Source organism: Lapidilactobacillus luobeiensis (assembly GCF_024345205.1).
In the GTDB taxonomy this organism is placed as follows: Bacteria; Bacillota; Bacilli; order Lactobacillales; family Lactobacillaceae; genus Lapidilactobacillus; species Lapidilactobacillus luobeiensis.
The window spans coordinates 1-25,098 of record NZ_BROC01000011.1; the positions used below are offsets into that span (position 1 = coordinate 1).

At 47.5% G+C, this 25,098-nt stretch carries 20 protein-coding genes; 7 read left to right on the forward strand and 13 right to left on the reverse strand.

Annotation, left to right across the window (positions count from 1 at the left end):
• The first annotated feature begins 657 nt into the window (after nt 1–657).
• From OCU21_RS05270 to OCU21_RS05280, 3 genes are read left to right on the forward strand one after another with little or no spacing between them, the layout of a single operon-like run.
• Nucleotides 658–1,035 carry a GntR family transcriptional regulator gene (locus tag OCU21_RS05270; protein WP_261806424.1) on the forward strand — a complete coding sequence of 126 codons (378 nt, stop codon included), beginning with the start codon at nt 658–660 and terminating at the stop codon, nt 1,033–1,035.
• Nucleotides 1,025–1,921, forward strand: a complete 897-nt coding sequence (locus tag OCU21_RS05275; RefSeq protein WP_261806425.1) for an ATP-binding cassette domain-containing protein — start codon at nt 1,025–1,027, stop codon at nt 1,919–1,921. Before OCU21_RS05270 ends, OCU21_RS05275 begins: the two co-directional genes overlap by 11 nt.
• The gene (locus tag OCU21_RS05280; protein WP_261806426.1) at nt 1,918–2,916 is read left to right on the forward strand and encodes a hypothetical protein; all 999 of its coding nucleotides are present in this window, start codon (nt 1,918–1,920) and stop codon (nt 2,914–2,916) included. Before OCU21_RS05275 ends, OCU21_RS05280 begins: the two co-directional genes overlap by 4 nt.
• Nucleotides 2,917–3,051: 135 nt before the next feature.
• Here the strand turns inward: OCU21_RS05280 and OCU21_RS05285 are convergent, their stop codons facing one another.
• The 4 genes from OCU21_RS05285 to tnpA form a co-directional block, all read right to left on the reverse strand.
• Nucleotides 3,052–4,071, reverse strand: a complete 1,020-nt coding sequence (locus tag OCU21_RS05285; RefSeq protein WP_261806427.1) for a TolC family protein — start codon at nt 4,069–4,071, stop codon at nt 3,052–3,054.
• A 226-nt stretch (nt 4,072–4,297) separates the two neighbouring features.
• Nucleotides 4,298–5,980 (reverse strand): aryl-sulfate sulfotransferase, encoded by a 1,683-nt coding sequence (locus OCU21_RS05290; protein WP_261806428.1) that lies wholly within the window; start codon nt 5,978–5,980, stop codon nt 4,298–4,300.
• Nucleotides 5,981–6,175: 195 nt separating this feature from the next.
• On the reverse strand, nt 6,176–6,736 hold the full coding sequence (locus tag OCU21_RS05295; RefSeq protein ID WP_261806429.1) for a TetR/AcrR family transcriptional regulator: 561 nt from the start codon (nt 6,734–6,736) through the stop codon (nt 6,176–6,178).
• 95 nt (nt 6,737–6,831) lie between these two features.
• Entirely contained in the window at nt 6,832–7,293 is a 462-nt protein-coding gene (gene tnpA, locus OCU21_RS05300; RefSeq protein WP_373875466.1) for an IS200/IS605 family transposase, read from the reverse strand.
• A gap of 77 nt (nt 7,294–7,370) precedes the next feature.
• On the opposite strand from tnpA, the gene OCU21_RS05305 reads away from it, so the two are divergent.
• On the forward strand, nt 7,371–8,615 hold the full coding sequence (locus tag OCU21_RS05305; RefSeq protein WP_261806431.1) for an RNA-guided endonuclease InsQ/TnpB family protein: 1,245 nt from the start codon (nt 7,371–7,373) through the stop codon (nt 8,613–8,615).
• A gap of 456 nt (nt 8,616–9,071) precedes the next feature.
• Here the strand turns inward: OCU21_RS05305 and OCU21_RS05310 are convergent, their stop codons facing one another.
• Entirely contained in the window at nt 9,072–10,853 is a 1,782-nt protein-coding gene (locus tag OCU21_RS05310) for an ABC transporter ATP-binding protein (protein ID WP_261806432.1), read from the reverse strand.
• A gap of 1 nt (nt 10,854) precedes the next feature.
• Nucleotides 10,855–12,570 carry an ABC transporter ATP-binding protein gene (locus OCU21_RS05315; RefSeq protein WP_261806433.1) on the reverse strand — a complete coding sequence of 572 codons (1,716 nt, stop codon included), beginning with the start codon at nt 12,568–12,570 and terminating at the stop codon, nt 10,855–10,857.
• A 406-nt stretch (nt 12,571–12,976) separates the two neighbouring features.
• Here OCU21_RS05315 and OCU21_RS05320 point away from each other — a divergent pair, with 406 nt between their 5' ends.
• Nucleotides 12,977–14,287 carry a dihydrolipoyl dehydrogenase family protein gene (locus OCU21_RS05320; RefSeq protein WP_309297200.1) on the forward strand — a complete coding sequence of 437 codons (1,311 nt, stop codon included), beginning with the start codon at nt 12,977–12,979 and terminating at the stop codon, nt 14,285–14,287.
• 500 nt (nt 14,288–14,787) lie between these two features.
• On the opposite strand, the gene OCU21_RS05325 is transcribed toward OCU21_RS05320, so the two are convergent.
• From OCU21_RS05325 to OCU21_RS05340, 4 genes are all read right to left on the reverse strand, one after another.
• The gene (locus OCU21_RS05325) at nt 14,788–16,530 is read right to left on the reverse strand and encodes an ABC transporter permease/substrate binding protein (RefSeq protein ID WP_261806435.1); all 1,743 of its coding nucleotides are present in this window, start codon (nt 16,528–16,530) and stop codon (nt 14,788–14,790) included.
• A 3-nt stretch (nt 16,531–16,533) separates the two neighbouring features.
• Entirely contained in the window at nt 16,534–17,757 is a 1,224-nt protein-coding gene (locus OCU21_RS05330) for a quaternary amine ABC transporter ATP-binding protein (protein WP_373875469.1), read from the reverse strand.
• Nucleotides 17,758–18,057: 300 nt separating this feature from the next.
• Nucleotides 18,058–18,519, reverse strand: a complete 462-nt coding sequence (locus OCU21_RS05335) for an 8-oxo-dGTP diphosphatase (RefSeq protein WP_261806437.1) — start codon at nt 18,517–18,519, stop codon at nt 18,058–18,060.
• Nucleotides 18,520–18,526: 7 nt separating this feature from the next.
• Nucleotides 18,527–19,207: a GntR family transcriptional regulator gene (locus OCU21_RS05340; protein ID WP_373875467.1), complete on the reverse strand. Its 681-nt coding sequence runs from the start codon at nt 19,205–19,207 to the stop codon at nt 18,527–18,529.
• A gap of 281 nt (nt 19,208–19,488) precedes the next feature.
• Here OCU21_RS05340 and OCU21_RS05345 point away from each other — a divergent pair, with 281 nt between their 5' ends.
• Nucleotides 19,489–20,121, forward strand: a complete 633-nt coding sequence (locus OCU21_RS05345) for an NAD(P)-dependent oxidoreductase (RefSeq protein ID WP_261806439.1) — start codon at nt 19,489–19,491, stop codon at nt 20,119–20,121.
• A 101-nt stretch (nt 20,122–20,222) separates the two neighbouring features.
• Here OCU21_RS05345 and OCU21_RS05350 read toward each other — a convergent pair whose 3' ends face one another.
• A complete protein-coding gene (locus OCU21_RS05350) occupies nt 20,223–21,197 on the reverse strand; it encodes a ribose-phosphate diphosphokinase (RefSeq protein ID WP_261806440.1) in 975 nt (324 codons plus the stop codon).
• Between the two features lie 484 nt (nt 21,198–21,681).
• Here OCU21_RS05350 and lepB point away from each other — a divergent pair, with 484 nt between their 5' ends.
• The gene (lepB, locus tag OCU21_RS05355) at nt 21,682–22,260 is read left to right on the forward strand and encodes a signal peptidase I (RefSeq protein ID WP_261806441.1); all 579 of its coding nucleotides are present in this window, start codon (nt 21,682–21,684) and stop codon (nt 22,258–22,260) included.
• Nucleotides 22,261–22,320: 60 nt separating this feature from the next.
• Here the strand turns inward: lepB and efp are convergent, their stop codons facing one another.
• Nucleotides 22,321–22,884, reverse strand: coding sequence for an elongation factor P (efp, locus tag OCU21_RS05360; protein WP_261806442.1), 564 nt, complete (start codon nt 22,882–22,884; stop codon nt 22,321–22,323).
• Between the two features lie 264 nt (nt 22,885–23,148).
• Entirely contained in the window at nt 23,149–25,080 is a 1,932-nt protein-coding gene (locus OCU21_RS05365) for a WxL domain-containing protein (protein ID WP_261806443.1), read from the reverse strand.
• Nucleotides 25,081–25,098: the final 18 nt, after the last annotated feature.

The window sequence follows — 25,098 nt, forward strand, 5'->3', positions numbered from 1 at the left end:
CCTTATTCTAAGCGGCAAAGCCGCTAAGAATAACGACACGGCGATCTTACCCGCCACACTCCACTCCGCCCGCTCAATCGTTTTAAGTAGATTAAGCTGCCACGATACCTCGCCTGCTCGTGTAAAATGACAAATCTCACCGCAGTTAGCGACCATGGCTAGTCGTCACAAGTTCGTACTGATAGTCACACCGTAACAAGCAACTTGATGATCACCAACAATTCCAGTCAAACAGATACAGGACTTTTCTAGCAAAATGAAATGATAGCATTTTGTCCGCCACACTAGCAAAAGCACTTCGTCAACTACTTCACCTAGATTGCAGATAAGCTCGATCCTGCCTAGCAACCGCCTCAGGGCGTGTGGCTCAGCAGTGAAATTTGCCTTAGTGGCTTTGCCACTTAGACAAAGACCTGATTTTGAGACAAGCCGCGCACTTTGCGGATTGGCTCAAAACAGCGTCCACTGCGTTCCAGCCACGACAAACGCCCTGAGGCGGTTGCGTCCACACTAAAACCAACTACACCCGCAAGCAAGCTGAACAGGTAAATACAGAAGCCGCACTTTTAAAATCAGTTCAAAAAAAACCATGAAGAGGACTTGCTTTTTCAAGGTGTACTGTGCATAATAGTACACGTAGACAAGGAGATGATGAGCATGGTCGCGCCAAATTATTCTGGCTTGGCAATTTATGAGCGTTTAGCGCTCAGAATCAAAACACAGGTCTTACAAGGTGTGCTTCAACCAAGTGACAAACTTCCTTCTGTCCGTGAAATGGCTTTACAGGAACAACTTAATCCCAATACAGTCGCTAAGACTTACAAACTATTAGAAGAACAACAGGTGATCTACGTCGAACCGGGCAAGGGCTCATTTGTGAGTCAGATGCAGACTACCGCTGATGAACGTACCAGCACTAAATTTAAAGCACAATTTCGTCATTTGATCATTGCTGCTCGCGCTCAGGGTATCCAACAGGTGCAGTTGGAGCAATGGTTAGCTGAACAATTTGAGGAGGAGAATCATGAAGCTTGATGTAACTAATCTGGCTAAGTCGTTTAGACAACAACCAATTTTGAAACAGATCGATTTTTCTTGGACGGATCAGGAGATCATCGGACTAGTTGGCCGTAATGGCGCCGGTAAAACTACCCTACTTAACTGTTTAACCAATTACTACCAACCAGATCTAGGGGCGGTTTTTCTGGATGAGGTCGGGTTGATGGAGAAACCCGAATTACGACAACATTTAGTCGCAGTCGATTCGCAGCACCCTTTCTTTCAATCCGAGCGCTTGACGGCGATCAGTGACTATTACCAACTGGCTTATCCCAACTTTGACAAGCAACAATTACAGAAATATTGGCTCAGTAATCAAATCGAGCGAAATAAACACTATCGCGAGTTTTCCAAGGGACAGCAAGCATTCATTTGTATCACATTGGCGATTTGTTGTCGCACTGAATTCGTGATCTTGGATGAACCGTTTGATGGTCTGGATCTGATCGTGCGCGATAAGATCGTTCGTCTGATCATCGCTAACAGTACGAAACACCACTGCGGTTTCTTGATTGCTTCCCACAACCTCAACGAGTTGGATGGGCTTTGTGACCGTGCACTTTTCTTGAATCACGGGAGGATCACTCATGATTACGCTTTGGAAGCGACGCGAACGCAGAGCAAGAAATTCCAATTGGTCTTTCGCCAGCAACAAATTCCCGCATTGGTTTATGAGCAGGGTAAGATCTTAACGGTGCGCGGCCGTGTGTTGGAGGTAGTCTTCACAAATTACGACGACGGTTTAGCCGCTGATCTCGCCGCGCTAGAACCGGTTTTATGCGAAGAACTGCCCTTGGAACTGACCGATCTTTTTAAGGCAGAGTATCAGTCAACTTCAACAAGAAAGAAGGTCCTAGCATGACCAATCTGCAGAAAATAATTTGGAAACGACATCGTTGGCTAATTTTTCTATTTATCGGCGTCTTGGCAATTTTTTTGGTCAAATTGGGTACTGATCTGCGTGATGTCGATATTAAAGTTACTTATTCAAACACACTGCGACGACACTCCGACACAATGCTTGTTCTTGATCCTTTTGGTTCGATTCTGCTTACCTCACCGACTGTAATCAGTTATCTCAGTTTCTTTTTCGTTCTGATCACGTCGTTCATTGATCGTCACACTGGTTTTACTGACTTTCTCATGAGCACGGGACATAGCCGTCAAAAAATCGGCTGGGCTTTGTTACGTCAGAATTTGGTGATCACTTTAAGTGCCACATCCGTCGCTGTCCTCCTTCTGACTGGCGGTTTCCTTTTCACGATCGGTCTGAACCAGCCGCAACTATTATTGGGGATCGCCTGGTCTTGGCTCCGGATCATCTTAGCAACGACTGTCTTGGATCTAATAGCAACGTTGTTTGGTATCCTTTTTTCCGGAATTGGTGGCTTGATCGTGCTGGCCGACTTGATCTACATCCTTTCTACCATCATTGCTAACACGGCTAGAAGGTTTCCGATCCTGAGTCTCATCGTAACTGGCTATGGCAGCTACAGTAATTCGAGTCAACATGAAATTTCCCAACCACTGTTGCTCATCGGTCAGCATCTCTTGCTTTACTTGATCGTGATCAGCGTTTACTCTTGGTTACTTAATTACTGCTTCAAGCATTGGTCAGCTGAACAACGCCAACGCTCACTAAGTCTGGATCAGTTTCGCTTACCCTTGTTGCTTATCGCCGTGGTCCCATTCTTCACCATCTGGATCATCCTTGATTTTGTTAATCTGCCCGATGGGGAACTGACCACACCCTTGTTAATCACCAGTCCGATCATCATTTGGTATTTTTGGCCTTTAGTCACCCGCCTATTCACCTCGAAAATCTTCCAGCAGAAAAAACAGTCGCTGGATCAATAACATCAAAACCTAGCAAATCAAAAAAAATACCGTGATCATTGCCAGCCTGAACCAGCCGCTAAGGCCAATCTGGCTCAATAATGATCGTGGTATTTTTTTTGGTGCGGGGACTACTCAAGAATCTCCCCACTCATGCTAAAAGTCGTTCCAGTCATCGTCATCTTGCTCTGGGCCAGAATGCCAGTCTGGTTGGCTCTTAGCCTGGGTTGCCTTGGTGTCAGCTTGATCCGTCTTAGTTTGATCTTTTCCTTGCGCAGATTCGGTCTGATCCTTTTGTTGCTCAAATCCACTTAATGCTCGCTGGGCCTGCTGGATCTCGTGTTCGATCTCAGCCTTATCGCTTTCGCCTTTCGCGCGCTCATTGGCGTTGAAAAATGACCGAACATCTACCATTCGTTGCGTGAACCGCAACAATTTTATCCCGAGACGAGCCTCTGCTGGACTGTCATAATCTTGATGGCTACCGAAACTATCAGATTGAGTTTCCTGCTCCTCAGCTTCAGCTGCTTCAATATCCGTCGCCGCTTCTTTCTGGGCTTCGGTTAGTTCTTCTTGGGCATCTTGTAGCTCTTCTTGGGCATCAGTGATCTCTTCTTGGCCATCTTCACGAACTTCAACAACGTCATCTTGCGCTTCTTCCAAGTCCGCTTGCGCCTCATCAACATTATCTTGAGCATCAACCACAGCGTCCTCAGCGTCACTTAGCGCTTCTCGAGCAGCGTCGGTCTTGACTTTTTCGACATACTCACGCGCTCTGATCACATTTTCCTGGGCCAAGCGAAGGCTTTCTTGGGCCTTGGGGACTTCTGCCTCGGCTTGACGGACACTGGCTTCTGCTTCCCGTAGTGCTGCCGCAGCTTTGCGCTGTGCTTTTTCGATACCGACGCCAGCTTGGGCAATTTCTGCTTCAGCCTCTTTGATCATGGCAGCCGCTGCCCGTTTTACTTCTGCGGTCTCAGCCGCAGCATCGGCTCGCATTTGGGCACGATCTTGCGCCTCTTCGGCAATTTCAGACTCCGCTTCATGCCGCGCCTGAGCAACCTTGGTTCCGAATTTGCTTGCAGTTTCCTGATCGTCCCAATCATCATCGCTCGCAGTGTAAGCTTGCTGATGTTCCTTACGTTTTCCCGCACTGCTAAAAATTTTAATAGCCATGCTAACTCCACCCTTCAAAAAAACAGTTAAGCACTAATCTCATATTATAAAGCAATTGTAATCTTGCTCTCATTATTTAGCAATCCGTCTAAAGTCTCAACCTGCAATTTATCGGCTGGATAAATTCTGATTTTATCTTGGTTAGGCTAAATGCAAAAAACGCCACTCTCCCGCAGTGACGTTTCTTTAGCATTAAGCAATTATTAGCTCCTTGCGCGCCATTTTTTTAATTTGTAACATCGAATAAATAATCCTCATCATAGGTCGCCAAGCGATAGGCTCGATAAACATAGGCCTTCGATGATGGGTTGGAGACGGTCAGATTATAGACCTGTTCCTGTCCATCGACCTCGATAATATTACTTTCAGTGGCATTACTCTTCCAACCGAAGTCGATCAAATAATTGCCATTGCTCAACTTCTGGGTGTAACCGATCGCCGGAGTAAAGTTCGCCTTACCGAGCGATTTCCCGTAGGACCAAGTTTCCGTGATCGTCATTTTCTCCGTGTCGATATGGTATTGGACCCCTTCAGAATATTTACCACTGGTGTCCTTGTCGCCGTTAGTCACGTTGATATTATTATTGTAAAGCAGGATATCCTCACTACTAGGATCACCATTCTCATCTTCTAGCAGATTGATCCCATGCTGACCACCAAGAACACTGGTGCCTGCCGTTGGACTTAACAATAATTTTTGATATTTCGTTGGCCAAGTCGACTTTTTCTTACCTGAATAGATCCATTTTAGGTTGGTTGTTTTCAGATCCATTTTCAAGATCATATCCTGATTTCGACCGGAGATCAAAATACTCTGATCCGTTTTATCATACCAGACCGCATTTTGGTGGAACCAATCAACAGTACCTGCGTCTGATTCTTTATACGATTGATACATCGCTTCAGGTAGGATCCGTTTCAAATCGATGATCTGCTTGACTTTACCAGTAGTATGCGAGATCACGGCCATGGTATCTTCGACATACTTTGAGCCATCACTGACTGTTGCCAACAAATCATGGTTTGGTAACTCGATGATATCATGATGGATCACTGTCTTATCATCACCAGCCTGCTCACTATTACCCGTCTTCGTATCAAACAAATATTCCTTATAAATGCGACCCAAATAGTCTGTTTCCAAGAGGTCATTGTAAGTATCGCCACTTTGGCTTTCTTTCGTCAACATCAAAATGTGACCATTGCTGATCGGCTGTAACATGTGCTGAACATAGTAAGTTGAGTACCAACGAACAGCGCCATCAGCATCAACGGCGAATGATTCTTTTGTGGTCCGCACTAGGAAGGTCAATTGATTATCACCGATCGCCATTTTTTTCTTATCATTTTTTGTGACCGTGATCTTCGTTGACTTGATATATTTCGGTAAGGTCGTACTGGTGGTGATCGTCAATTTCTGCGTGGTCGTGGCGCCGCTTTCGCTGGTGACCGTTATGTTGACTGTATTGTTGCCTGCATAAAGACCAACGACGGGCACCTGATGTTGCGTTTGATAACCACCGTTAACCGTATTGGTGATCGATGTTCCTGCTGATTTTCCAACAACGGTGTAAGACACTTTGGCTTTTTCAGCTGTGGTGAAAATCACCAAAGCAGTCAGCGGTGATGTTTCATAGGGATTTACTTTGATATAAGGTTGAGCCACGGTATATTCAGCATTTGCTAAAGCTGCCTGATAGGTCTTATTCGCTTCGGTTTGATCGTCAGCTCGAGTCGTGACCAGTTTCGTACCGAGATTTTCAATGATCTGTTCCTTGGTCAATGGCGTTTCCGTCTCTTCATCAGCGCTTGCTTGCGTTTGACAGCCACCCAACACAACTAAAATACTGGTCATTGCCAACAAACTTGCTATTCTCACTACTACTCGATGCCTTTTCACTTTTTTCATCCAGCTCCTTCAAAAAACTTACTTATTCATAATAAGGTAAGGATTTGAAACGCCTATGAAAAAAATGATCGAGATATGAATGTTTTGTAAGACTTATGTGACGTTTTTGCAAGATTGGATCAAAGGAAATTCATTATAAATTCAAAAATAGAAAACCGCTCAGCAAGCATTATTGTCAAACGAGGGTTCTGTCGGTTATTCGGACACGACCGTGGCGACCGCCAAAAGCATGACTTGATCGAAGCGTTGGTCGATCTCGTCTGAGGTCAAACTAGCAAAAAATCCGCCAGTTTCCTGAACGACAAAGCCAAATAACGCGGACCGATATAATGTTGTCCCCGCGCAAACATCGTCGTTCTCCAGTTGCAAAGGTCTGAAAACACTGTGATAAAGCCTATTCAAGGCCGTGTGGGTTTGCGGACTTTGACGGTTATTCAGATCCAATAAAACTGGAGCTAATTCCGCATGGCCCCGTGTGGCCTGTCTAAATTCATGAGCAAAGACTAATAATGCCTCTTTACCTGAAACACCAACCAATTCCTGAACCACTGTTGCCGTCACTTCATTAACAAATTCCGCACCGACCAAATCCAGCAACTCGGCCAGACTAGTCACATAATTATAGACAGATTGCGGTCGGATCGACAACGCGTCTGCGACATCCCGCAAGGTCAATTCCGTCAAACCCTTTTCTTCGATCAAGCTTTCCGTGACTGCTAGCACTTTCGCCTGCGTCAAACTTTTCCTCTTTGTCATTCGATCGCCCATTTCTAGATATTCATCTTTCATTACAATTTTGGGCGGGAAACCTCTAACTTTAGTCAGAGGAGGAAAGCCTGCACTTGCTAACGCTAGTTAGCTTTCTTGCTTGGTCGTCCCGCCTTACCCCTTTCTGTTCTCTGATTTTGAATATAGTTGGCAACCGTCTCTTTTGACATGTTGCCGAGTGTCCCCATGTAATAGCTTGGCGACCACAAATGTCCACCCCAGAGGAGTTTCTTGGTCTCAGGATGAGCTGTGAACCATGTCCGAGCTGATGCACCCTTTAAGATCTTGACAACAGTTGCGGGCGCATACTTGGGCTTGAAGCTCAAAAGCAGGTGCACATGATCCGACATGACCTCTGCTTGTTCAATCGTGATCTCGTTATCAATTGCAGTGGTTTTTAGGATCTCAAGCATTTCCGCCACATACTGCGGTGTATCAAAAATTGGTCGGCGATATTTGGTGACCCACACAAGGTGGTAGTGAAAGCTGTATACGTAGCCGCGCTCTTTGATTACATTTTCCGATACCATAGGTATTGCCTCCATTTCTTTACTCAAAGCTGTATTATACTATAAATACAGCACCAAAGGGTATATAATAGAACATAAGGAGGTGAAAAATCATGGCACAGAAAATGGCAGACTTGGCTTATCATTATGGATTGAAAGTGCGGATCTTTCCATCCACAAAACAAAAGCGAACCATCGACAACAACATTAATGCCAGCCGGTTTGCTTACAACGAAATGGTCGCGATCGACAAAGAACTTTTCGCATTGAGTCACGTTAAAACACCAATTAGTATTGTTCAAGATCGAATTGCTTACTTGAATCGCCGCAAGAACAACACCCAAATGTTATTTGCAATCCACCCTTGGCTTGCAGGTACAGGTATTGGTACCGACGTGATCGATCAGGCCCGACGGGCTTATCAGTCTGCGTGGCGCTTGTTCCGCCAGGTACATCGCTCAGGTGTCCCAGTGTTCCACCGCAAACGTGCTGACGGCAGCTATCAGCTTCCGACCCGTTATACAAAACTAGGGGCCGGTTTAATGAATGGTTCTAACCGTTTCCTTGACCAAAATCATGTCACAATCAGTGGACTAGGGAAAATTCGTGTATCAGGATCACAAAAGCGTCTGTTCAGCCACATGAAGGACATCCGCATTGGCACGGTTACGGTACGCCGTGACGCCACTGATCGTTACTACTTGTCGATGCAGCTTGGCTCAAACACACCATTCGTTAGCACCGGCAAAGCAATCCAATCAGCGATTGGCATTGATCTCAACACAGAAAACTTTCTGACGGACTCTGACGGCAACGTCGTTGCCAATCCCCGCTATTATCGTGCAATCAGAGGTAAGTTAGCCCAGCAACAGCGTAAACTAGCACGACGTGCGCTTCGAGCCAAGAAAGAGCATCGTCCACTTCGTGATGCCAAGAACTACCAAAAGCAACGGGTGCTCATTGCTAACTTGCAACGGGAGGTGACTAACCGCCGCAATGCTTTTCTACACCTTGTGTCCACTGCACTGATCAAGAACCACGATCTGGTAGTGGCAGAGGAATTGAGAAGTAAGAACATGTTACGCAATCATGCTTTAGCGATGAGCATTGCCGACGTTGGATGGCGTACTTTCCTAGGAATGCTTACTTACAAAGCGGCTTTGTACGGGCGCAAACTTGTGACCGTTAACCCGAGAAACACCACTCAAACATGTAGTGATTGTGGCTTTGTATTAATGGGTGAACAGAAACTAACGCTTGCCGATCGTAAATGGACGTGTCCATACTGTGGCACGTACCACATCCGTGATCACAACGCTGCTAAAAATATCTTGGCTAAAGGCTTAGCCTTTAACTAAGAATCACAGTCCGTCTGGCAACCTGCGGACTCTAAAGGCTTTGGTAATTAGCACGTAAGACCTGCTTGCAGGCGATGGCTGTATCTAAGCAAATTGTGGTCGTGTCGCCGTTAGGCGATGCTCTCACAAGCCTGTGACTTTAGTCACGGGTGGTTGACTATACGTGTTCGCCACAACGACTTCCAAACAAAAAAGTGACTTCATCGCCAGAGAAATGTTGGCAATGAAATCACTTTTTATTAATTAAGGTCTGTCTGAAAAGCATAGTGCGCTGCCAAAACGCTGGCTAGGCTAATGCTCTGAAGCTGTCCAGGTCGGTTCGCGCTCTGATTTTTGAAACGCGCTTACCAACCTAGCTTCTTCCGCTTAGCTACGCAAAGTTTCCGGAGGCATGGACCCGCCTCCAAAATCCTTGCTAGGCTAATGCTCTGAAGCTGACCAGGTCAGTTCGCGCTCTTATTCAAAGACCATTTGGTTGTGGTAGAGTTCGGCATAGAAGCCGTTTTCTTTCAAGAGGGCTTGGTGGTTGCCTTCTTCGATCACTTGACCGTCGCGGAGCACGACGATTTTATCGGCGTTGAGGATGGTCTTCAAACGATGGGCGATCACGAAACTGGTCCGGCCGGCGATCACATTGTCCATGGCTGCTTGGATCTGCGCCTCAGTCACGGTATCCACATTGGAGGTGGCTTCATCCAGAATCAACAATTTTGGATTGGTCATGATCGTTCGCGCGATCGACATCAATTGTTTTTGACCCGCGGAGAAAATCGTATTCTCATCGCTGATCATGGTGTCATAGCCATCATCCAACGTCATGATGAAATCATGGATTCGCGCCTGTTGGGCCGCGGCAATCATCTCATCATCACTGGCATCCGGCTTCCCGAATTTAATGTTCTCGCCGATCGTCCCGGAGAAAAGTTGCGGATCTTGCAGAACGATCCCGACATTTTCCCGTAAGGAGAACAGATCCATTTCCTTGATTTCTGTACCATCAAAGGTGATTTGTCCTGAATCAAGATCATAGAACCGGTTCAGCAGGTTCATTACCGTGGTCTTGCCTGAGCCAGTTGGGCCGACTAACGCGACCATCTGGCCGGGATCCACATTGATATCGACCCCATGGAGGATCTCTTTTCCTGGTTGATAACTGAAATGGACATCCTTTAACTGGATCCCCTGGTCGATCGTCGTTAATTCCTGACCGTGGGCGGGGTTGACTTCATCAGGTTGTTCCCGCACTTCATTGATCCGGCGCGCGCCCGTGATCGCCAATTGGATCATGGTGTACAGGGATGTCAGGGAAATGATCGGTTGATAATATTGTTGCGCGTACTGAACGAAGATCACCACAAGGCCCAATCCAGCCGCGACGGACATTTGCTGATTCATCACTAAACTTGAACCGACAAAAATCACCAGCGCCGTATTGAACAGCGACATCCCTTGCATCAGCGGGAACAAGATCCCTGACCAGATCTGACCGCGCAACGTCGATTTCTTGACCTTGGCGTTGTGTTTCATAAATCCAGCGATCGAGTCCTTCTGCAGACCATTGGTGATGATCACTTTCTGTCCCGTGATCTGTTCGTTGATATAGCCATTCAGCTTACCAATATCGTCTTGTTGCGCGTTGACATATTTCTGGGCTTTGACGATAATGATCGCCGCCAAAATCACGGCCACCGGCGTTGACGCCACGGTGACCCAGGCCAAGGTCACATTCTGTCGGAACATCATGATGATCATCCCGATAAACAAGGTGATACTGGAGAAAATCTCAAAGAGCGCTTGGTTCATCGCGTTGAAAATATTATCCAGATCTGACGTATAACGGGCCAAAATATCCCCGTCCGAGTGAGTGTCAAAATAGCTGACCCGCATCCGTTGCATTTTACGAAACAGACCGATCCGCATCGTGCCCGTAGAACGCCCGGCGATCTGCGAAATGATCAAGGAACTGATCAACATCGCCACCGCGTTGAAAATGTAAAACCACATCAATTTGATCAAGGCGCTGTTGAACGCCGCCTTTGAAGCCTGCGCGCGAGTTGCTGGATTGGACCAAACTTGGAGATATTTGGCCAGATCACTGATTGCGTCACCCATGAACACAGGCGCTTTGACCTGTAAATAGGTCGCGACGATCGTTAAACCTAAAACGACCAACAAACCGAGCCAATATTTACGGAGATAATGGGCAAAAAACTTACCCGCACCTTTTAAATCACTCATCTTACGCCTCCTCTAACGCCTTTTGCGTCCGATAGATTTCCTGATAAGTTGGGTTGTTACGAACTAATTCGTGATGGGTCCCCATGCCGACCAATTGACCATGATCCAACACGAGGATCCGGTCGGCCTTGATGATCGAGGCGATTTTTTCAGCAATGATCACGGTGGTGGTGTGGCTTAATTCCTTGGCCAACGCCTCTTGGACCAGCTTCTCTGAACGGGCGTCCAAAGCGCTGGTCGAATCATCCATGATCAAAATATCAGGTTGACTGATCACGCCTCGGGTGATCGATAACCGCTGCTTCTGTCCACCAGAAAAGTTCGCCGAACGTTCTTCAACTGGCGCGTCATAGCGTTTATCCAATCGTTCGATAAATTCGGAAGATTGGGCGATATTCGCTGCCCAGCTCATATCTGTCGTCGTCGCTTCCGGCTTCCCTTGGCGCAAATTCTGAGCAATCGTTCCGGAGAATAAAGTTGACCGCTGTAACACAAAGGAAACTGCTTGCCGCAATGAATGTTCATTGACCGTGCGCACGTCCTTACCGCCGACCTCGATCGAACCCTTTTCCGGATCGAATAACCGTGGAATCAATTGCGCCAGCGTCGATTTACCCGAACCAGTCGCGCCGACGATCCCAATCATTTCACCCGGTTTCACGGAAAAACTAATATCTTGCAAAGTCGGTTTCTCATCACCTGGATAAGTGAAAGTCACATCATTGAATTCAATCGCGCCTGATAAGTTTTCATCAGGTACTTCTGGGAATGTGAGGCTTGGCTGGGTATCATAGATTTCTTGCAACCGGTTCAGGGAAACAAGCGCCTGGGAGACCCCAGTCATCATGAACCCCGCATTAACGATCGCGAAAAGGATCTGCATCAAATAACTGACAAACGCGGTCACGGCCGTTAACGCGCCGGGATCAGAGGTGACCATTTGCCCAACCAACATGATCGAACCGGCCACAGCCAGATTCCCCACTAAGAAGAAAGCGGGCATCAGAATAGAAAACAGATTACCGATATGGATCGTGGTGTCGGTCATCTCATCTGAAGATTCCGAGAATTTAGCAATCTGACTCTTCTCTTGAACGAAGGACTTGACCACACGGATCCCCATTAGGTTTTCCCGCGCTAACATATTGTTCCGGTCAAGGATCGTCTGCATTTTCATGAAATACTTGCCCATGCGCGCAAAGGCGAAGACACTGACCAAGCCGATCAGGACCATCATTAAAACAATGACCCACCACAGCTTGGGCAACGTGATGATCGCCAGGATCAGCGAACCAATGAAGAGAATCGGAATCCGCGTGATCTGTTGCAACACGGACATCACCACGTACTGCACATGGTTAACATCATTGGTCAAGCGCACGACCAAATTCGCCGCCGAGAATTTCTCGATATCTTCAAACGAGAATTTCTGGATCTGGCGATAACCATCTTCACGCATATCCGCGGCAACGCCTTGAGCCGCACGCGCCGAGAAAATTGTGTTAAAAACACTGGCAATGATGCCCAAGATCGTCAAACCAATCAATTGGATCCCCAACTGATTGATCGTCTGATCATCTTTCTTCAAGATCGCCGCCAGCATATCTTGCAAAAGATGCGGTTGCCACAAAGTGACGAACGCGATCACCGCCACCGCCAGTGTTGCCCATAACGCATCACTACGATAACGTTTCAAATATCGCATAAATGTTTTCATTCATTTACCCCCAATCGTTTTTGACAATAGAATATGATTTTACCCTAAAGAAAAAATAATCGCAATAGGTCTGTAGACTTACTTTCGTAAGTTTTTTGTGATCGTGATTATGCAAGAGTTATTGGTATTTCGCTTCTAGCGCAAGCTCACTCGCTGAAATCTGTTGAATCTCCAAAATAGCCGGCTAAACGACAGCTTTATATAGTAGAAACTAGATCCGGTAGCCCGTTTGACTGACCAAATGACTTGCCGTGAAATTGTTTTCCCCGCAGATCACAGATGGCGGCGCTCCGCGGTTCGATTATTTCGGTTCGTTGCGCCATGGTGCTATCATTGACCTGTAAGTTTCATTGATTATTGGGAATATTGGGGATTCCGCCCTGTTTTTTTTGCTGAAAGGAAGATTCTGATGGCAGATTATCAAACAATTATTATTGGTGCCGGCCCTGCCGGTAACGCTTTGGCTTATCGCCTGGCCAGCACCCAGAAAGTCTTGGTCGTTGAAAACGATCTCTTTGGCGGCACCTGCCCCAATCAAGGTTGTGACGCGAAAAAGATGTTGTATAGCGGGATCGAAGTGCGCCAACAAGCGCAGCGGCTCCAAGGTCACGGCCTAGCCTCCGCGCCAAAGATCAACTGGCCTGACTTAATGGCGTTCAAGCGCAGTTACACCGAACAAGTCCCAACAGCCACGGAAGCCGAGTTGAGAAACGTTGGCGTGACTACGGTTCATGGCACCGCTAAATTTATCGCCGCCGATATTCTGGAAGTCGACCATCATCAATACCACGGCAACCATATCGTGATTGCCACCGGTCAGCGGCCGCATCAACTCCAGATCCCCGGCGCCGAATTGCTTAAAACAAGTCGGGACTTTCTCGACCTCGACCAATTGCCGCAGCGGATTATTTTTATTGGTGGCGGTTATATCAGTTTCGAATTGGCCAATATCGCCGCCACAGCAGGCGCACAGGTCACGCTGATCCACCACAATCAGCGGCCGCTGAAACAGTTCCCACAAATGCTGGTCGCTAGCCTGATCCAACAAATGACCGCTGCAGGTATCCAGGTCCACTTAGGCGCCGAACCCCAAGCCGTCCAAAAAACCGCCACCGGCTTGCAACTGCAAACCAGCGCCGGTGACTTCGATGCCGACCTGATCATCAACGCTACTGGTCGCCAACCCAATATCGATGCCTTGGGACTGGACCAAGTCGGCATCAACGCCGATGTTCACGGTGTCGCCGTCAATGACCATCTACAAACCAGCCTTCCTGAAGTTTATGCCATCGGTGATGTGGTCAAACGAACTTTGCCGAAATTGACACCCGTTGCTAGTTTCGAAGGTGACTATTTGGCTGACCAACTCTTAGGCTTGCGGGACGACGCCATTGATTATCCGCTGATCCCGACCATTGTTTTCGGCACGGAAAAGCTGGCCCAGATCGGCGTTTCAGTTAACGAGGCGCAAAAAGACACCCTCCATTTCCAAGTGACGGAGATGGATGTGGGCAGCTGGTACACTTATAATCGAATCCAAGATAAAAACGCCAAGGTATTGTTGGTCAAAGATATGGTGGGGCAAGTGGTCGGCGTCAGTGTGCTGTCCGCATTGGCCGACGAACTGATCAATCATTTCGCGGATCGGCTGGCTCAAGGTCACGCGCCACTGTATCTGTATCCAACCACCGCCAGTGATCTAGCCTACTTGAATTAAACCGATATTGTTTGTTCTAAAGTTGGTTGAGCACTCGTAATGTTGGTGGTAGGTAGGTGTGGTGGGGCTCCAGGTCGGGCTGGGGGTGGTGGAACGCTGCGGGCACGACTTGAAGCTTTTCGGAAACCCGCCGAAAATCTTCAAGCTCGGCCTTATTGTAGGCGATAAATCGCCAACAATAATATCGCGGCTGACTCACCCCCAGTCCGACCTTCCGCCAGCTAGCAAACAGCCCACCAACGACAGAGTGCGGAACACAACGGGTTGACTTTGAGCATTAACCTAGTCAGGATTTTGGAAGCGGGTTTCGCTTCCAGAAGCCTGAAGTAGTTAAGCGCAGAAGTCAGTTGTGTGCAGCACGTTTCGAGTGTAAACCGACCTGGGCAGCTTCTGAGCATTAGCCCAGCAATTGTTTTAGGCTCTAGCTGGCAAAACCACTTTGACAGCAACAAAATAATCCCCTTACCTAAAATCAGTAGGGGGATTATTTAGCAAAACAGTTACTTGACTTGCCAAGCCTTGACTTGTTTGGGATGTGCCTTGATCCACTTTTGCGCGGCTTTTTCTGGGCTCATGCCCCGATTGATTGCTAGCATCACGCTTTGCATATCTTTGACGGACCAGTGGAAGTTATCCAGGACCCGATAAACTTCGGGTTGATCTTGTTTCAAGTCCTTACGCACGATCGTGTTGATGGTTTCGCCTTGACCCATTACCTGTTGCGGGTCGGCCAGATATTTCAGGTCGTACTTAGCGAATAACCAATGTGGGGACCAGCCGGTGATCACAATCGGCTGTTTGGCTTTGATCGCCTTTTGTAACGCGACGGTCATCGCGCCGGTGGAGGAGGTAGCCACAGACCAATTGGCCAGATTGGGATATTTTTTCAAGGCGCGATCGGTGGCGGTGACGACGCCTGCGCCAGGCTCGATGCCTGTGATTGTCTGATCCGCTTGATCAGTCAGCTCACTGATGCTGTTGACTTTCATGTAGATGGGAACGACTAGCCCGATTTTCGCGCCGGTCAAATTGGCGCCTAGATTGTCCACTTGCGTGCGATATTTCTGATATTGAGCGCCGTGAGTGTTGGGTAGCCAGGCGGAAACCATCCCGTCAGACTCGCCTTTCGCCATGGATTGCCACATGATCGCGTTGTCTAATGGTGTCAGCTCGACTTGATAGCCCATTTGGCGCAGAACTTCTCCGATCACATTGGTGGAAGCGACCTCTGTATCCCATTGGACATAACTTAACTTCACGGTGCCGCGACTACTGCTGGCGGCGGATCGCTGAGTCGTGATTGCGGAACCCACTGCGATCACTAACATGGCAGTGACTAAACTCAAGTTGAAACGACGACGTTTTTTCTTCGTTTGTCGGTCTTCACTGAGCTTACGTGGCCGATTAAGACTTTGAGTGAAGCGGTCCACGATGATCGCCAGGATCACCAAAGCAACCCCATAAACGAAGCCGTTGCCGACCTGCGCACGCTGCAATGCTGATAAAACGCCGCGACCTAAGCCCGGCGCGCCGATCATTGACGCGATCACGACCATTGATAAGGCCAACATGGTGGTTTGGTTGATTCCGGCCATGATCGTACTTTTAGCCAATGGCAGTTCCACTTTGAAAAGCTTCTGCCAGCCAGTACTGCCAAATGAATCGGCCGCTTCGACTAATTCACCGTCAACTTGACGAATACCCAGATTGGTCATGCGTACTGTTGGCGGTAAGGCGAAAATCACTGAAGCGACCACACCGGGTACGACGCCGATACCGAAGAAGGCCACCGCCGGGATCAGATAAACGAACCCCGGCATGGTTTGCATGAAATCTAACAAGGGTTTCTGAATCGTTTGCATCGTATCGCTTTTGGCCATCCAGATCCCCAACGGTACCCCGATCAGGATCGAGACCAAGCTGGCGAACAGGACCAGGGTGACCGTATTCATCAGATTCGACCACAAGCCTTGATTCCAAATAAACAGGGTCCCCACTAAGGTGAACGTCGGCAAACTCCAGCGACGCCCACTAACAAAAAAAGCCGCGATGGTCAATAATCCAATAAAAACTGGAATCGGTATCGCCAGCAAGCCTTGCGTCAAGGCATTCATCATCCCTTGACCGCCCGTTTGGATCTGATCAAAGAAAGCACTGCCGGCTTTGGTCAACCAATCGGTGAAACTTTCGACCCAATTGGCGACTGGTAATTTTGAGATTGCTGTAATTGTGAGTTGATCCATTAGCTAGACTCCCTTCTCTGGCGTTGCCGTCGTATTGTCGTGCGCGTCTGTTTTGACGGTTGCTGATCCGCTGGTGATTGCTACTGGATCCGCTGGTGACTCAGCTGTGGTCTCGGTGTCTGCCAAGGCCTCCAGCACACTACCCCGGATCACTACTCCGAGCAATTTATTTTGTTCATCAACCACAGCTACTGGTGTATCCGCGGCATAGATGACATTGAAGATCTCGTTAGCGATGGTGTCCGAACTGATTTTAGGGATATCCTGACGCAAATAATCAATTAATGGCTGTCCGTTTTTTAAAGCGGACAATGCCCCATCTGCGGTGATCACACCTTGCAAACGACGTTGTTTATCAATGGCGATCAACATTGAAGTTTCTTCATGCCGCATGCGCCGCAATGCCATTTTTGGCCCGTCGATTGCTAAATTGATCGTCACTGCCGGAATCATGATATTCCGTGCCGTCAAAACCTTGGTGTAGTCCACATCCTGCGTAAAAGTTCGCACATAATCGTTGGCTGGATGCGTCAGGATCTCCTCACCTGTGCCGATCTGTTGGATCTGGCCATCACGCATGACCGCGATCCGATCGCCGATCCGTAACGCTTCGTTTAAATCGTGAGTGATAAAAATAATCGTTTTCTGTAAATTGGCTTGGAGATCGATCAATTCATCTTGCATTTCTCGGCGAATCAAGGGATCCAATGCGGAAAAGGCCTCATCCATCAAAAGAATATCAGGATCATTGGCCAAAGCCCGCGCCAACCCGACCCGCTGTTGCATCCCACCCGATAATTGTTCCGGATATTGATCCGCAAACGGCGTTAATGACATCTCCGCCAAGGCTTTTTGCGCGGCTTGCGCACGCTCGGCTGGAATGACCCCACGGATCTCTAAACCAAACTCAACATTTTGTTGAACCGTTCGGTTGGGTAATAATCCAAAATTCTGAAAAACCATATCCATTTTATGACGTCGGACTGCGCGTAATTGTTTCTTGTCCATCGCGTTGATATCGACGCCTTCTAAGTAGATATGACCACTGGTAGGCTCGATCAAGCGATTCAGTAAACGGATCAAAGTTGATTTGCCTGAGCCTGAAAGTCCCATGATCACAAAGATCTCCCCAGCTTCTACAGAAAAATCAGCCTGATAAACCCCAACGGTCGAACCAGTTTTCTTTAAAATTTCTGTTTTGGAACGGCCAGCTGCCATCATTTTCATGGCAGCTTTCGTTTTCTTGCCAAAGACTTTACTTAAATTTTTTACGGTAACGATTGGCACCAAATTCCCCCTTTTTTCTAGTCATCAAAAAAGTGGCCATACTATCGTATCATAGTGTGGTCACTTTTGTAAAACTTTGTGATTTCAGCTCAGTCACGTTTATGAATCAAAAAGCGCGTCATCATTGACTTGATCAACGAATGACGCGTTCCTAAAATTGTGATTTGGCACCGTGGCTGACTACAATGATCCGATCACGCTAGTCAAAGTCTCTGACATATTTCTCCAGTCAGAGCGCCATTAACGGAATAAAGCCGCGCTGTCCTCATCTAAATAAACCACTTCAGACAGTTCCGGCCGTTCAAATACTTGCAAGAAATCGGCTAATGATCCCGCCAAACGATGTTGCTTTAGCTCACTTTGATCCAGCCAGAAAACATCGCCTTCGCGGCTGGACTTCAATTCACCCTTAAAATTATCGGTCCGATAAAAATAGATCACCCGGCGGAATTTCACGCCAGCGGCAGTCAGATCCGGGTACTGGCACAGGCCGACCAAGCGTAGATCACGGACGAGCAAGCCCGTCTCCTCTTGGATCTCGCGAACGGCCGCATCGTAGAAGGGCTCATTTGGTTCAACGTGCCCGCCGGGGAAAGTAAGTCCTGGCCAATCTTTTTTTACGCGATTTTCAACTAAAACTTGGTCACCCTTGGTCACCATCACCAAATTAAGAAAAAGCGCTTGTTCTGTTGCATGTTTCACTGTACCCTCACCTGCTTACTGATAATCTTGATTCTGGATAGAAATAATGGGTCATTCGCTGAAAAACCAGTTCATTACCCACAAAATAAAGGCAATCATCAACGCTAAGTTTCGCATACGGCCCTGGCGAAACTTGTAAGGTCGTCTTATGTCGCAAGGCCACGATCGTCGCGCCCGTATTTTGCCAAATTTTCAACGCGCCGATGGTTTCATCTAAGTGTTGCGCCTTCGCCGTCAAGACTAACTCAAAAGGTGCCAAAGGGTTGGCTTGTTGGACCCGATTTGTTTGGTCGATCAACTGATCCAGCAATTGCGAAAAATGAGTCAATTCCGCTTTTTGTTGGGCCACACTGGTCAATACTTCACCTTTAAGATCACGCAAAGATGCGACCTCTTGGTATTGCGTCACGAATTCGCCTGCTCGTTCACTGGAAGCCACGAAAAAGCCACTGCCGTGTTTCGCTTCCACGATCCCGAGGTCGGCCAAAATACTGATCGCCTTACGCGCCGTCTCAGGTGAAACACCATAGACCGCCGCCACGGCAGAACGCGCGTGGAGTTTCGTTCCCACGGGATACTTGTTCTCCCAGATCTGGCGCGCCAAATCAGCCGCGATCTGCTGATAGCGCGAGCTGAACTGTTTCTTGGTCGTCACGTTGCGCCCTCCTTTTTTTGAATCCTTGGCCATTTAATTTCATTATTGCCTAAATCATCGAGATCGGCAAACTTGGCAAAAACAACTTTTTTCTCCGGCCTAAGTGCGATCATGATCCAGCGTAAATTTGCTTGCTTTCAGCATACCACGACTGATGACTTTTGACATAAGCGCGTGAATATTTTTGCCAAATGCTACCCAGATTGCTCCACAATAAGTGTCAAGTTCCTCTTGTAAATCTATAGAAATTCGCCTATCATAATAGGTGTGATGTAACCGCTATCAAAAATTAAATGAATAGGAAGTCAATCATTATGAAAATAGGAATTATTGGTGCCACCGGTCACGTCGGCCGCTTCATCACCAATGAAGCATTACGACGAAAGCACGATGTCGTTGGCATCGTTCGCAATGTTCCCGAGGAAGCAGTTCCTGGCCTGACTTATTTACAAAAGGACTTATTCAATCTGACTCGTGAAGACATTACAACTTTTGATGTTTTAGTTGATTCATACAATGCGCCTGAAAACGAAGAAAATCTTCACGTTGCCGCCATGAAACATCTGGTCAATATTTTACAAAACACAGAGACCCGTCTCTTAGTCGTTGGCGGCGCTGGTAGTCTTTATGTTGACAATAAGTTGCAAACTAAACTCTATGAAACAGATGACTTCCCTGTAGATTTCAAAGCCACTGCAGCCAATATGAGCGCCGCGCTCGATTATTTACGCAATGCCAAGAACGTGCGTTGGACTTATTTGAGCCCTTCAAAGGACTTTCTGCTTAATGGGGCTCGCACCGGTCGTTATAAAGTCGGTCAAGAGCAACTCCTTTTAGGTAAGTATGGTAAAAGTGAGATCAGCATGGCCGATTACGCGATCGCGATGCTTGATGAGATCGAAGAACCGGAGCATCAGCAACAACGCTATACCGTTTGCGCTGACTAGTTAGACTCGCTTTACAGCCACAAAAAAATGTGATCGATTTGCCCAACAAAGGCAATTGACCACATTTTTTGTGTCGCAATAGAGCAACCGATCGATGTTGCTTATTTTTCTCCAGGAACAAAAAGTGAATGGATCGATTGGTTATTGTAGATTTTTTCGATCGCCCGAGCAAAAAGATCAGCAACCGAAAGACTGACCAATTTAGGGAAGCGTTTCTCTTCAGGAATACGGATCGAATCTGTCACAACAACCTCTTTGATGACCGACTCTTGTAGCTTCTCAGTCGCACCTTTAGAAAAGATCGCATGAGTCGCACATCCGTAAACTTCTTTAGCGCCTGCCGCCTTCAACGAGTTAGCCGACCAAACCATTCGATTAGCCGTGTCGATCAAATCATCCGCGATGATACAGATCCGACCATCGACATCGCCAATAATATCCAAGGGATCGACGCTAGGATCACTGTCGCGTTTATCCACGATCGCGATCGGACAATTGAAAGTCTCTGCCAAAGCACGCGCGCGTTTAGTGGAATTATGGTCTGGCGCCACCACGACTAGATCGTCGGGGCCGCCCAGACGTTTACTAATAAAATAATCGGCTAAGATCGGTAAACCCTGCAAATGATCAACCGGGATATCAAAGAAACCTTGGATCTGATCCGCGTGCAGATCCAAAGCGACGACTCGATCCGCGCCGCCGATCTCGATCAGATTCGAGACCAACTTAGCGGTGATCGGCTCCCGCGAACGAGTCTTACGATCCGCCCGTGAATAGGCAAAGTAAGGCAGTACCACATTGATCGTGTGCGCGCTGGCGCGGCGTAACGCGTCTAGCATGATCATTAATTCCATAAAGTTCTCGTTGACCGGATCATTAACAGATTGGATCACGAAAATATCATCGCCACGAACAGTTTCATCAATATTGATTTGGATCTCACCATCCGCAAAATGCTTAACAGAGGTGGTCAACAGTGGTGTCCCCACAGACTCAGCCACGGCTTCAGCCAAATCAAAATTACCGTTTAAAGCGATCAGTCGCATGGCGTGACGATTATTAGCTCTAGCTACCATTTGTTCCTCCAATTTAACTTTTAAAATTCAAAAATGGTTTCAACACTCTTATTATAGTTGAAACCAACGCCAATGACTAGAATTATCCCAAATTGCCCCCAATTTTTCAAAATCAAAGTGCGAACCACCCCGGTCAGTGCTTGAGCATTTAGCCTAGTAACTGTTTTGGGAGCCGATTTTAGCTCCCGGAACAGTTACGTAGCTAAGCGGAAAGCACTGGGGTGGTGAGCACGTTTCAAAATCAAAGTGCGGAGCACAACGATTTGACTTTGAGCATTAACCTAGCAATCGTTTCAAAAGCACCCTTCGTTCGGGTCGCTTCTCAGTGCTACCTCAATTATTTCTAAAATCAAGAAAAATAGTCATGATACCATTATCTAAAATTAGCTAAATATTTGCAATTGGCCCCTGAAAATTAGACAATAGAGAGTATAGTAGATTTGGTTAGATCAGGCTTTATATCAAAATTTAGGGGCAGGCACTCATGGATGAACAGGTAAAGCAACAACAACCCGAAGAAAAGCAAGAAAGCTTTTGGAAATGGCTTCTCGAAGTCATTATCTTAGCAGCCGTGATCTTCACTGGTGTTAAATTGGTTTTTACGTATGTTTTGGCTAAAGATGTGGTTTCCGGTCCCTCGATGCAACCAACTTTTTATGATGGCGATCGCTTGATCACGTCACGGATCAGCAAGATCAAGCGAGGCGATGTGGTCGTTTTGGAAGCGCCAGATGAGCCTGGTAGTCTTTACATCAAACGGGTGATTGGGCTTCCCGGTGATACCGTCAGCGCGAAAAGTGGTCACGTTTATGTTAACGGCAAACAACTCAGTGAACCCTACTTAAAAGAATATGATCCTGGCAATGGATTTTCTTTTCAAGAAGATTTCACACTCCAACAAAAACTGGGACGAAAGACAGTCCCGGCTGATAGTTATTTTGTGATGGGTGACAACCGCCCTATCTCCAAAGACAGCCGCAAAATCGGTTTCATCAAAAAATCAGCTATCAATGGCATCGTCAAATTAAGGTACTGGCCTTTGAGTCGTCTTAAAATCTTCTAGCAAACAAAAAAGCGTTCAACCTAACTGGCTGAATGCTTTTTATATTTGCTAGTCCCCGCCCTATTTAGCGGCGCGGCCTTTGTAAGTATTGGTATCAGTGTTGACCGTGATCACATCGCCAGCAGAGATAAAGTCAGGTACATTGACGATCAAGCCCGTTTCCAATGTAGCTGGCTTGCCACTTCCGGTCACAGAACCACCCTTGATCGAAGGTTGCGTTTCCGTGACAGTCAAATCGACCGTTCCTGGCAAAGTGATCCCGATGATCTCACTGCCGTAAAACTCGATCTGTACTGTCGCGTTTTCAAGCAAATAATTCAATTCATGCTCGATCGAATCTGTCGGGATCTCGTATTGCTCATAGGTCGTCATGTCCATGAAATAAGCCAACGTATCTTGTGTATACAGATATTGAGCCTCTTTGTTTTCCATGATCGCTAATTCGATTTTTTCGTTCGGACGCATGGTCGTTTGAACAGTCCCACCGCCGCGAACATCGTATAATTTAACCTGCATCACCGTATTGCCCTTACCTGGCTTATGATGATTGCTTTCAATAACTTTGATCAATTTGCCGTCTTTGACAAAGGTCATTCCCGCTCGTAGATCGATTGCTTCTGTCATCTTTTCTTCCTCGTCCTTCTTGCGAATATTGGCCACGAGCACACTCACTCGCAGCTAAAAGCACATAGCGTGTTTAATTATAACACAGAAATGACGGTCTAACTAGCAATGTCTTAGCTAGGTAACTGACCCTTGGCCAATGTCGATTTTGAAAATAGCGTCACTTTACTGACCGCGATCAGCAGGCGCTCATGCCAAAGCGCCTCTGCTAAAAATAGGACCTGTCTGGGGATTCATTAACAGGTCCTATCCTTGGGGGACACACTATTGAGAAAGAGCGGCAGGTTGAGGCGCGTCACTGGTCAAAGTCCAATTGATCGTACTACTGAATCTTTGCCCTGTACTCAACCGAATTCGGGGATTGGCGCCAAAAGACAAACGTCCTTTGACCTGGACCAACCCTGCAGTATTATGGCTAGAATCCTCAACCGTAACGACTTGATTTTGGCGCAACTCGACACCGGAATCATTCGAAAGACCGCTGATCTTGATCACCGCTGCTGTTACGGCCTGTTGTCCTTGATCCAAAAGCGGACTCATTTGTGCTTGTAACTGCCAAGCGTTGGTTCCGGTCCGCGTGTCCGCAACTTCCAAGAAGTCATCATTTTGATTGACTGAAGTGACGCCAGTTGCCAAATCACCCTGATACAAGTCAGCTCCTGTGATCGCGCCAAAATCAAAGTTCGGCACTTGGACCAAACTCAGCGCATTGGCAGCCGGTGTGATCGACAGTTGGGCCCGATTAGTCGGGATCGTGACAGACGAACCACCCGTAAAATTAAGGGTCATGGTCAAGCCCACATAATACGGCGTGCCTGCCGTTGTTGCCGCTGCGGCCGCAGTCACAAAACTACTGTTCCCGGGGATCGTCAACATCTGCGCCTGATCCAGATCATCTGGATTCGTGAAGCTCCCGCTACTATTTTGGACATCACTAGGAAAAGCTGAGCTAGTATATGTTCCGTTACTATTCTTAGTGTAATACGACCATTGGTAAGTGCTACTTGCCAAACCCGAATTGCTCTGATCACTGGGCGTATAGAAATCCGCGTAAAGTTTATCTAGACCCGCTATGGGCCAGTCCAGTCCATACTTACGTACCGTATCTAAGGGCAACTCCTGAGCTTTCAGGCCACCAGCATAAACCATCGAGGTCGATTTCAATCCGTTTGCTGTCGCGGCGATCGTCATAGGAACACCAGGATAATTGGGATCAGTATTCACTTGATCGGCCAAGGCGCTACTGTCGATCTGAAAGGTTGTTGAACGGCCGGTCATCGTGCCAAAACTAACGGGTCCATTCGTTGACCACGCGACTGAATCAGTTGAGTCGTCCGGAGTGAGCACCGCCGTAACGCCATAACTCAAGTCAGGTAAAACGACCGTTGCCTCCGTATCGACTGAGATTGCTGAGGCAGGAACTGGTTCTGCCATGACCACGACCTTAGCCAAATCGGAATAATAATAACCTGAATTGAAACTGACTCGCATTTGAAAGTAGTAAGTCCCTACTGGTAATTGTTGACTATAACTCGGCCCAAAACCGATATTGGCCGCATAGGTGTTGCTTAAAGTCCCCGAGGTCGTGTTATAGCTACCAGCGTTGGTATTGCTTTTCCATGTCGTCCCATCAGTCGCCAAGGTCCATTGCGTCAACAGTACCTTAGGTTTGGTAAAAATATTAAGATCCAAACCAGTCACTTTGACGGCAAGATCGATGTCACTGCCGACAGTCTGATATTGTTCACTGATCGGCTGTTGGACGAATCCGGCGCGTACTGGGAAATTCAAAACACTCAGACCAGCAATACTTGGTTGATAGACCCCATCTGCCGCAGTTGGCGGAAGAACACTACTGGCGCTTGCTGGCGTCGGGGTGCCCGAATCAGTTACAGCCGCCGCGGTAGTTGGATCTGTTCTCGTCACTGCGCTTGAACTGGTCGGCGAACTCGCTACTGCACTTGTGGTACTTGCCTTTGCTGCCGTTGTTCCAGAAGCCAGGGGAGCGTCTGCTGATTGAGTTGGATCATTTGCAACTGCCGCTACCGGCGCCGTTTTGCTTGCCTGATCCGCAGTTGTCGCCGCAGCGACTGGCACATTGGCAATAGTTTGTAGCGGGAGCGTCAGCAGTAAACTATTGCCAATAAAAGTAACCGTCACTAACAACGCTAACTTTCTCTTTATCTGCTTTCTCATAATCCGACCTCCTTACAT

Coding starts and splice junctions, on each gene's coding strand:
- OCU21_RS05330 (WP_373875469.1), bottom strand. CDS start 17,757: ATGAAAATGATGGCAGCTGGCCGTTCCAAAACAGAAATTTTAAAGAAA.
- OCU21_RS05305 (WP_261806431.1), top strand. CDS start 7,371: ATGGCACAGAAAATGGCAGACTTGGCTTATCATTATGGATTGAAAGTG.
- OCU21_RS05340 (WP_373875467.1), bottom strand. CDS start 19,207: ATGGCCAAGGATTCAAAAAAAGGAGGGCGCAACGTGACGACCAAGAAA.
- OCU21_RS05350 (WP_261806440.1), bottom strand. CDS start 21,197: ATGGTAGCTAGAGCTAATAATCGTCACGCCATGCGACTGATCGCTTTA.
- OCU21_RS05290 (WP_261806428.1), bottom strand. CDS start 5,980: ATGAAAAAAGTGAAAAGGCATCGAGTAGTAGTGAGAATAGCAAGTTTG.
- tnpA (WP_373875466.1), bottom strand. CDS start 7,293: ATGGAGGCAATACCTATGGTATCGGAAAATGTAATCAAAGAGCGCGGC.
- OCU21_RS05315 (WP_261806433.1), bottom strand. CDS start 12,570: ATGAAAACATTTATGCGATATTTGAAACGTTATCGTAGTGATGCGTTA.
- OCU21_RS05365 (WP_261806443.1), bottom strand. CDS start 25,080: ATGAGAAAGCAGATAAAGAGAAAGTTAGCGTTGTTAGTGACGGTTACT.
- OCU21_RS05325 (WP_261806435.1), bottom strand. CDS start 16,530: ATGGATCAACTCACAATTACAGCAATCTCAAAATTACCAGTCGCCAAT.
- OCU21_RS05285 (WP_261806427.1), bottom strand. CDS start 4,071: ATGGCTATTAAAATTTTTAGCAGTGCGGGAAAACGTAAGGAACATCAG.
- OCU21_RS05275 (WP_261806425.1), top strand. CDS start 1,025: ATGAAGCTTGATGTAACTAATCTGGCTAAGTCGTTTAGACAACAACCA.
- OCU21_RS05345 (WP_261806439.1), top strand. CDS start 19,489: ATGAAAATAGGAATTATTGGTGCCACCGGTCACGTCGGCCGCTTCATC.
- efp (WP_261806442.1), bottom strand. CDS start 22,884: ATGACAGAAGCAATCGATCTACGAGCGGGAATGACCTTTGTCAAAGAC.
- OCU21_RS05280 (WP_261806426.1), top strand. CDS start 1,918: ATGACCAATCTGCAGAAAATAATTTGGAAACGACATCGTTGGCTAATT.
- OCU21_RS05295 (WP_261806429.1), bottom strand. CDS start 6,736: ATGACAAAGAGGAAAAGTTTGACGCAGGCGAAAGTGCTAGCAGTCACG.
- OCU21_RS05270 (WP_261806424.1), top strand. CDS start 658: ATGGTCGCGCCAAATTATTCTGGCTTGGCAATTTATGAGCGTTTAGCG.
- OCU21_RS05310 (WP_261806432.1), bottom strand. CDS start 10,853: ATGAGTGATTTAAAAGGTGCGGGTAAGTTTTTTGCCCATTATCTCCGT.
- lepB (WP_261806441.1), top strand. CDS start 21,682: ATGGATGAACAGGTAAAGCAACAACAACCCGAAGAAAAGCAAGAAAGC.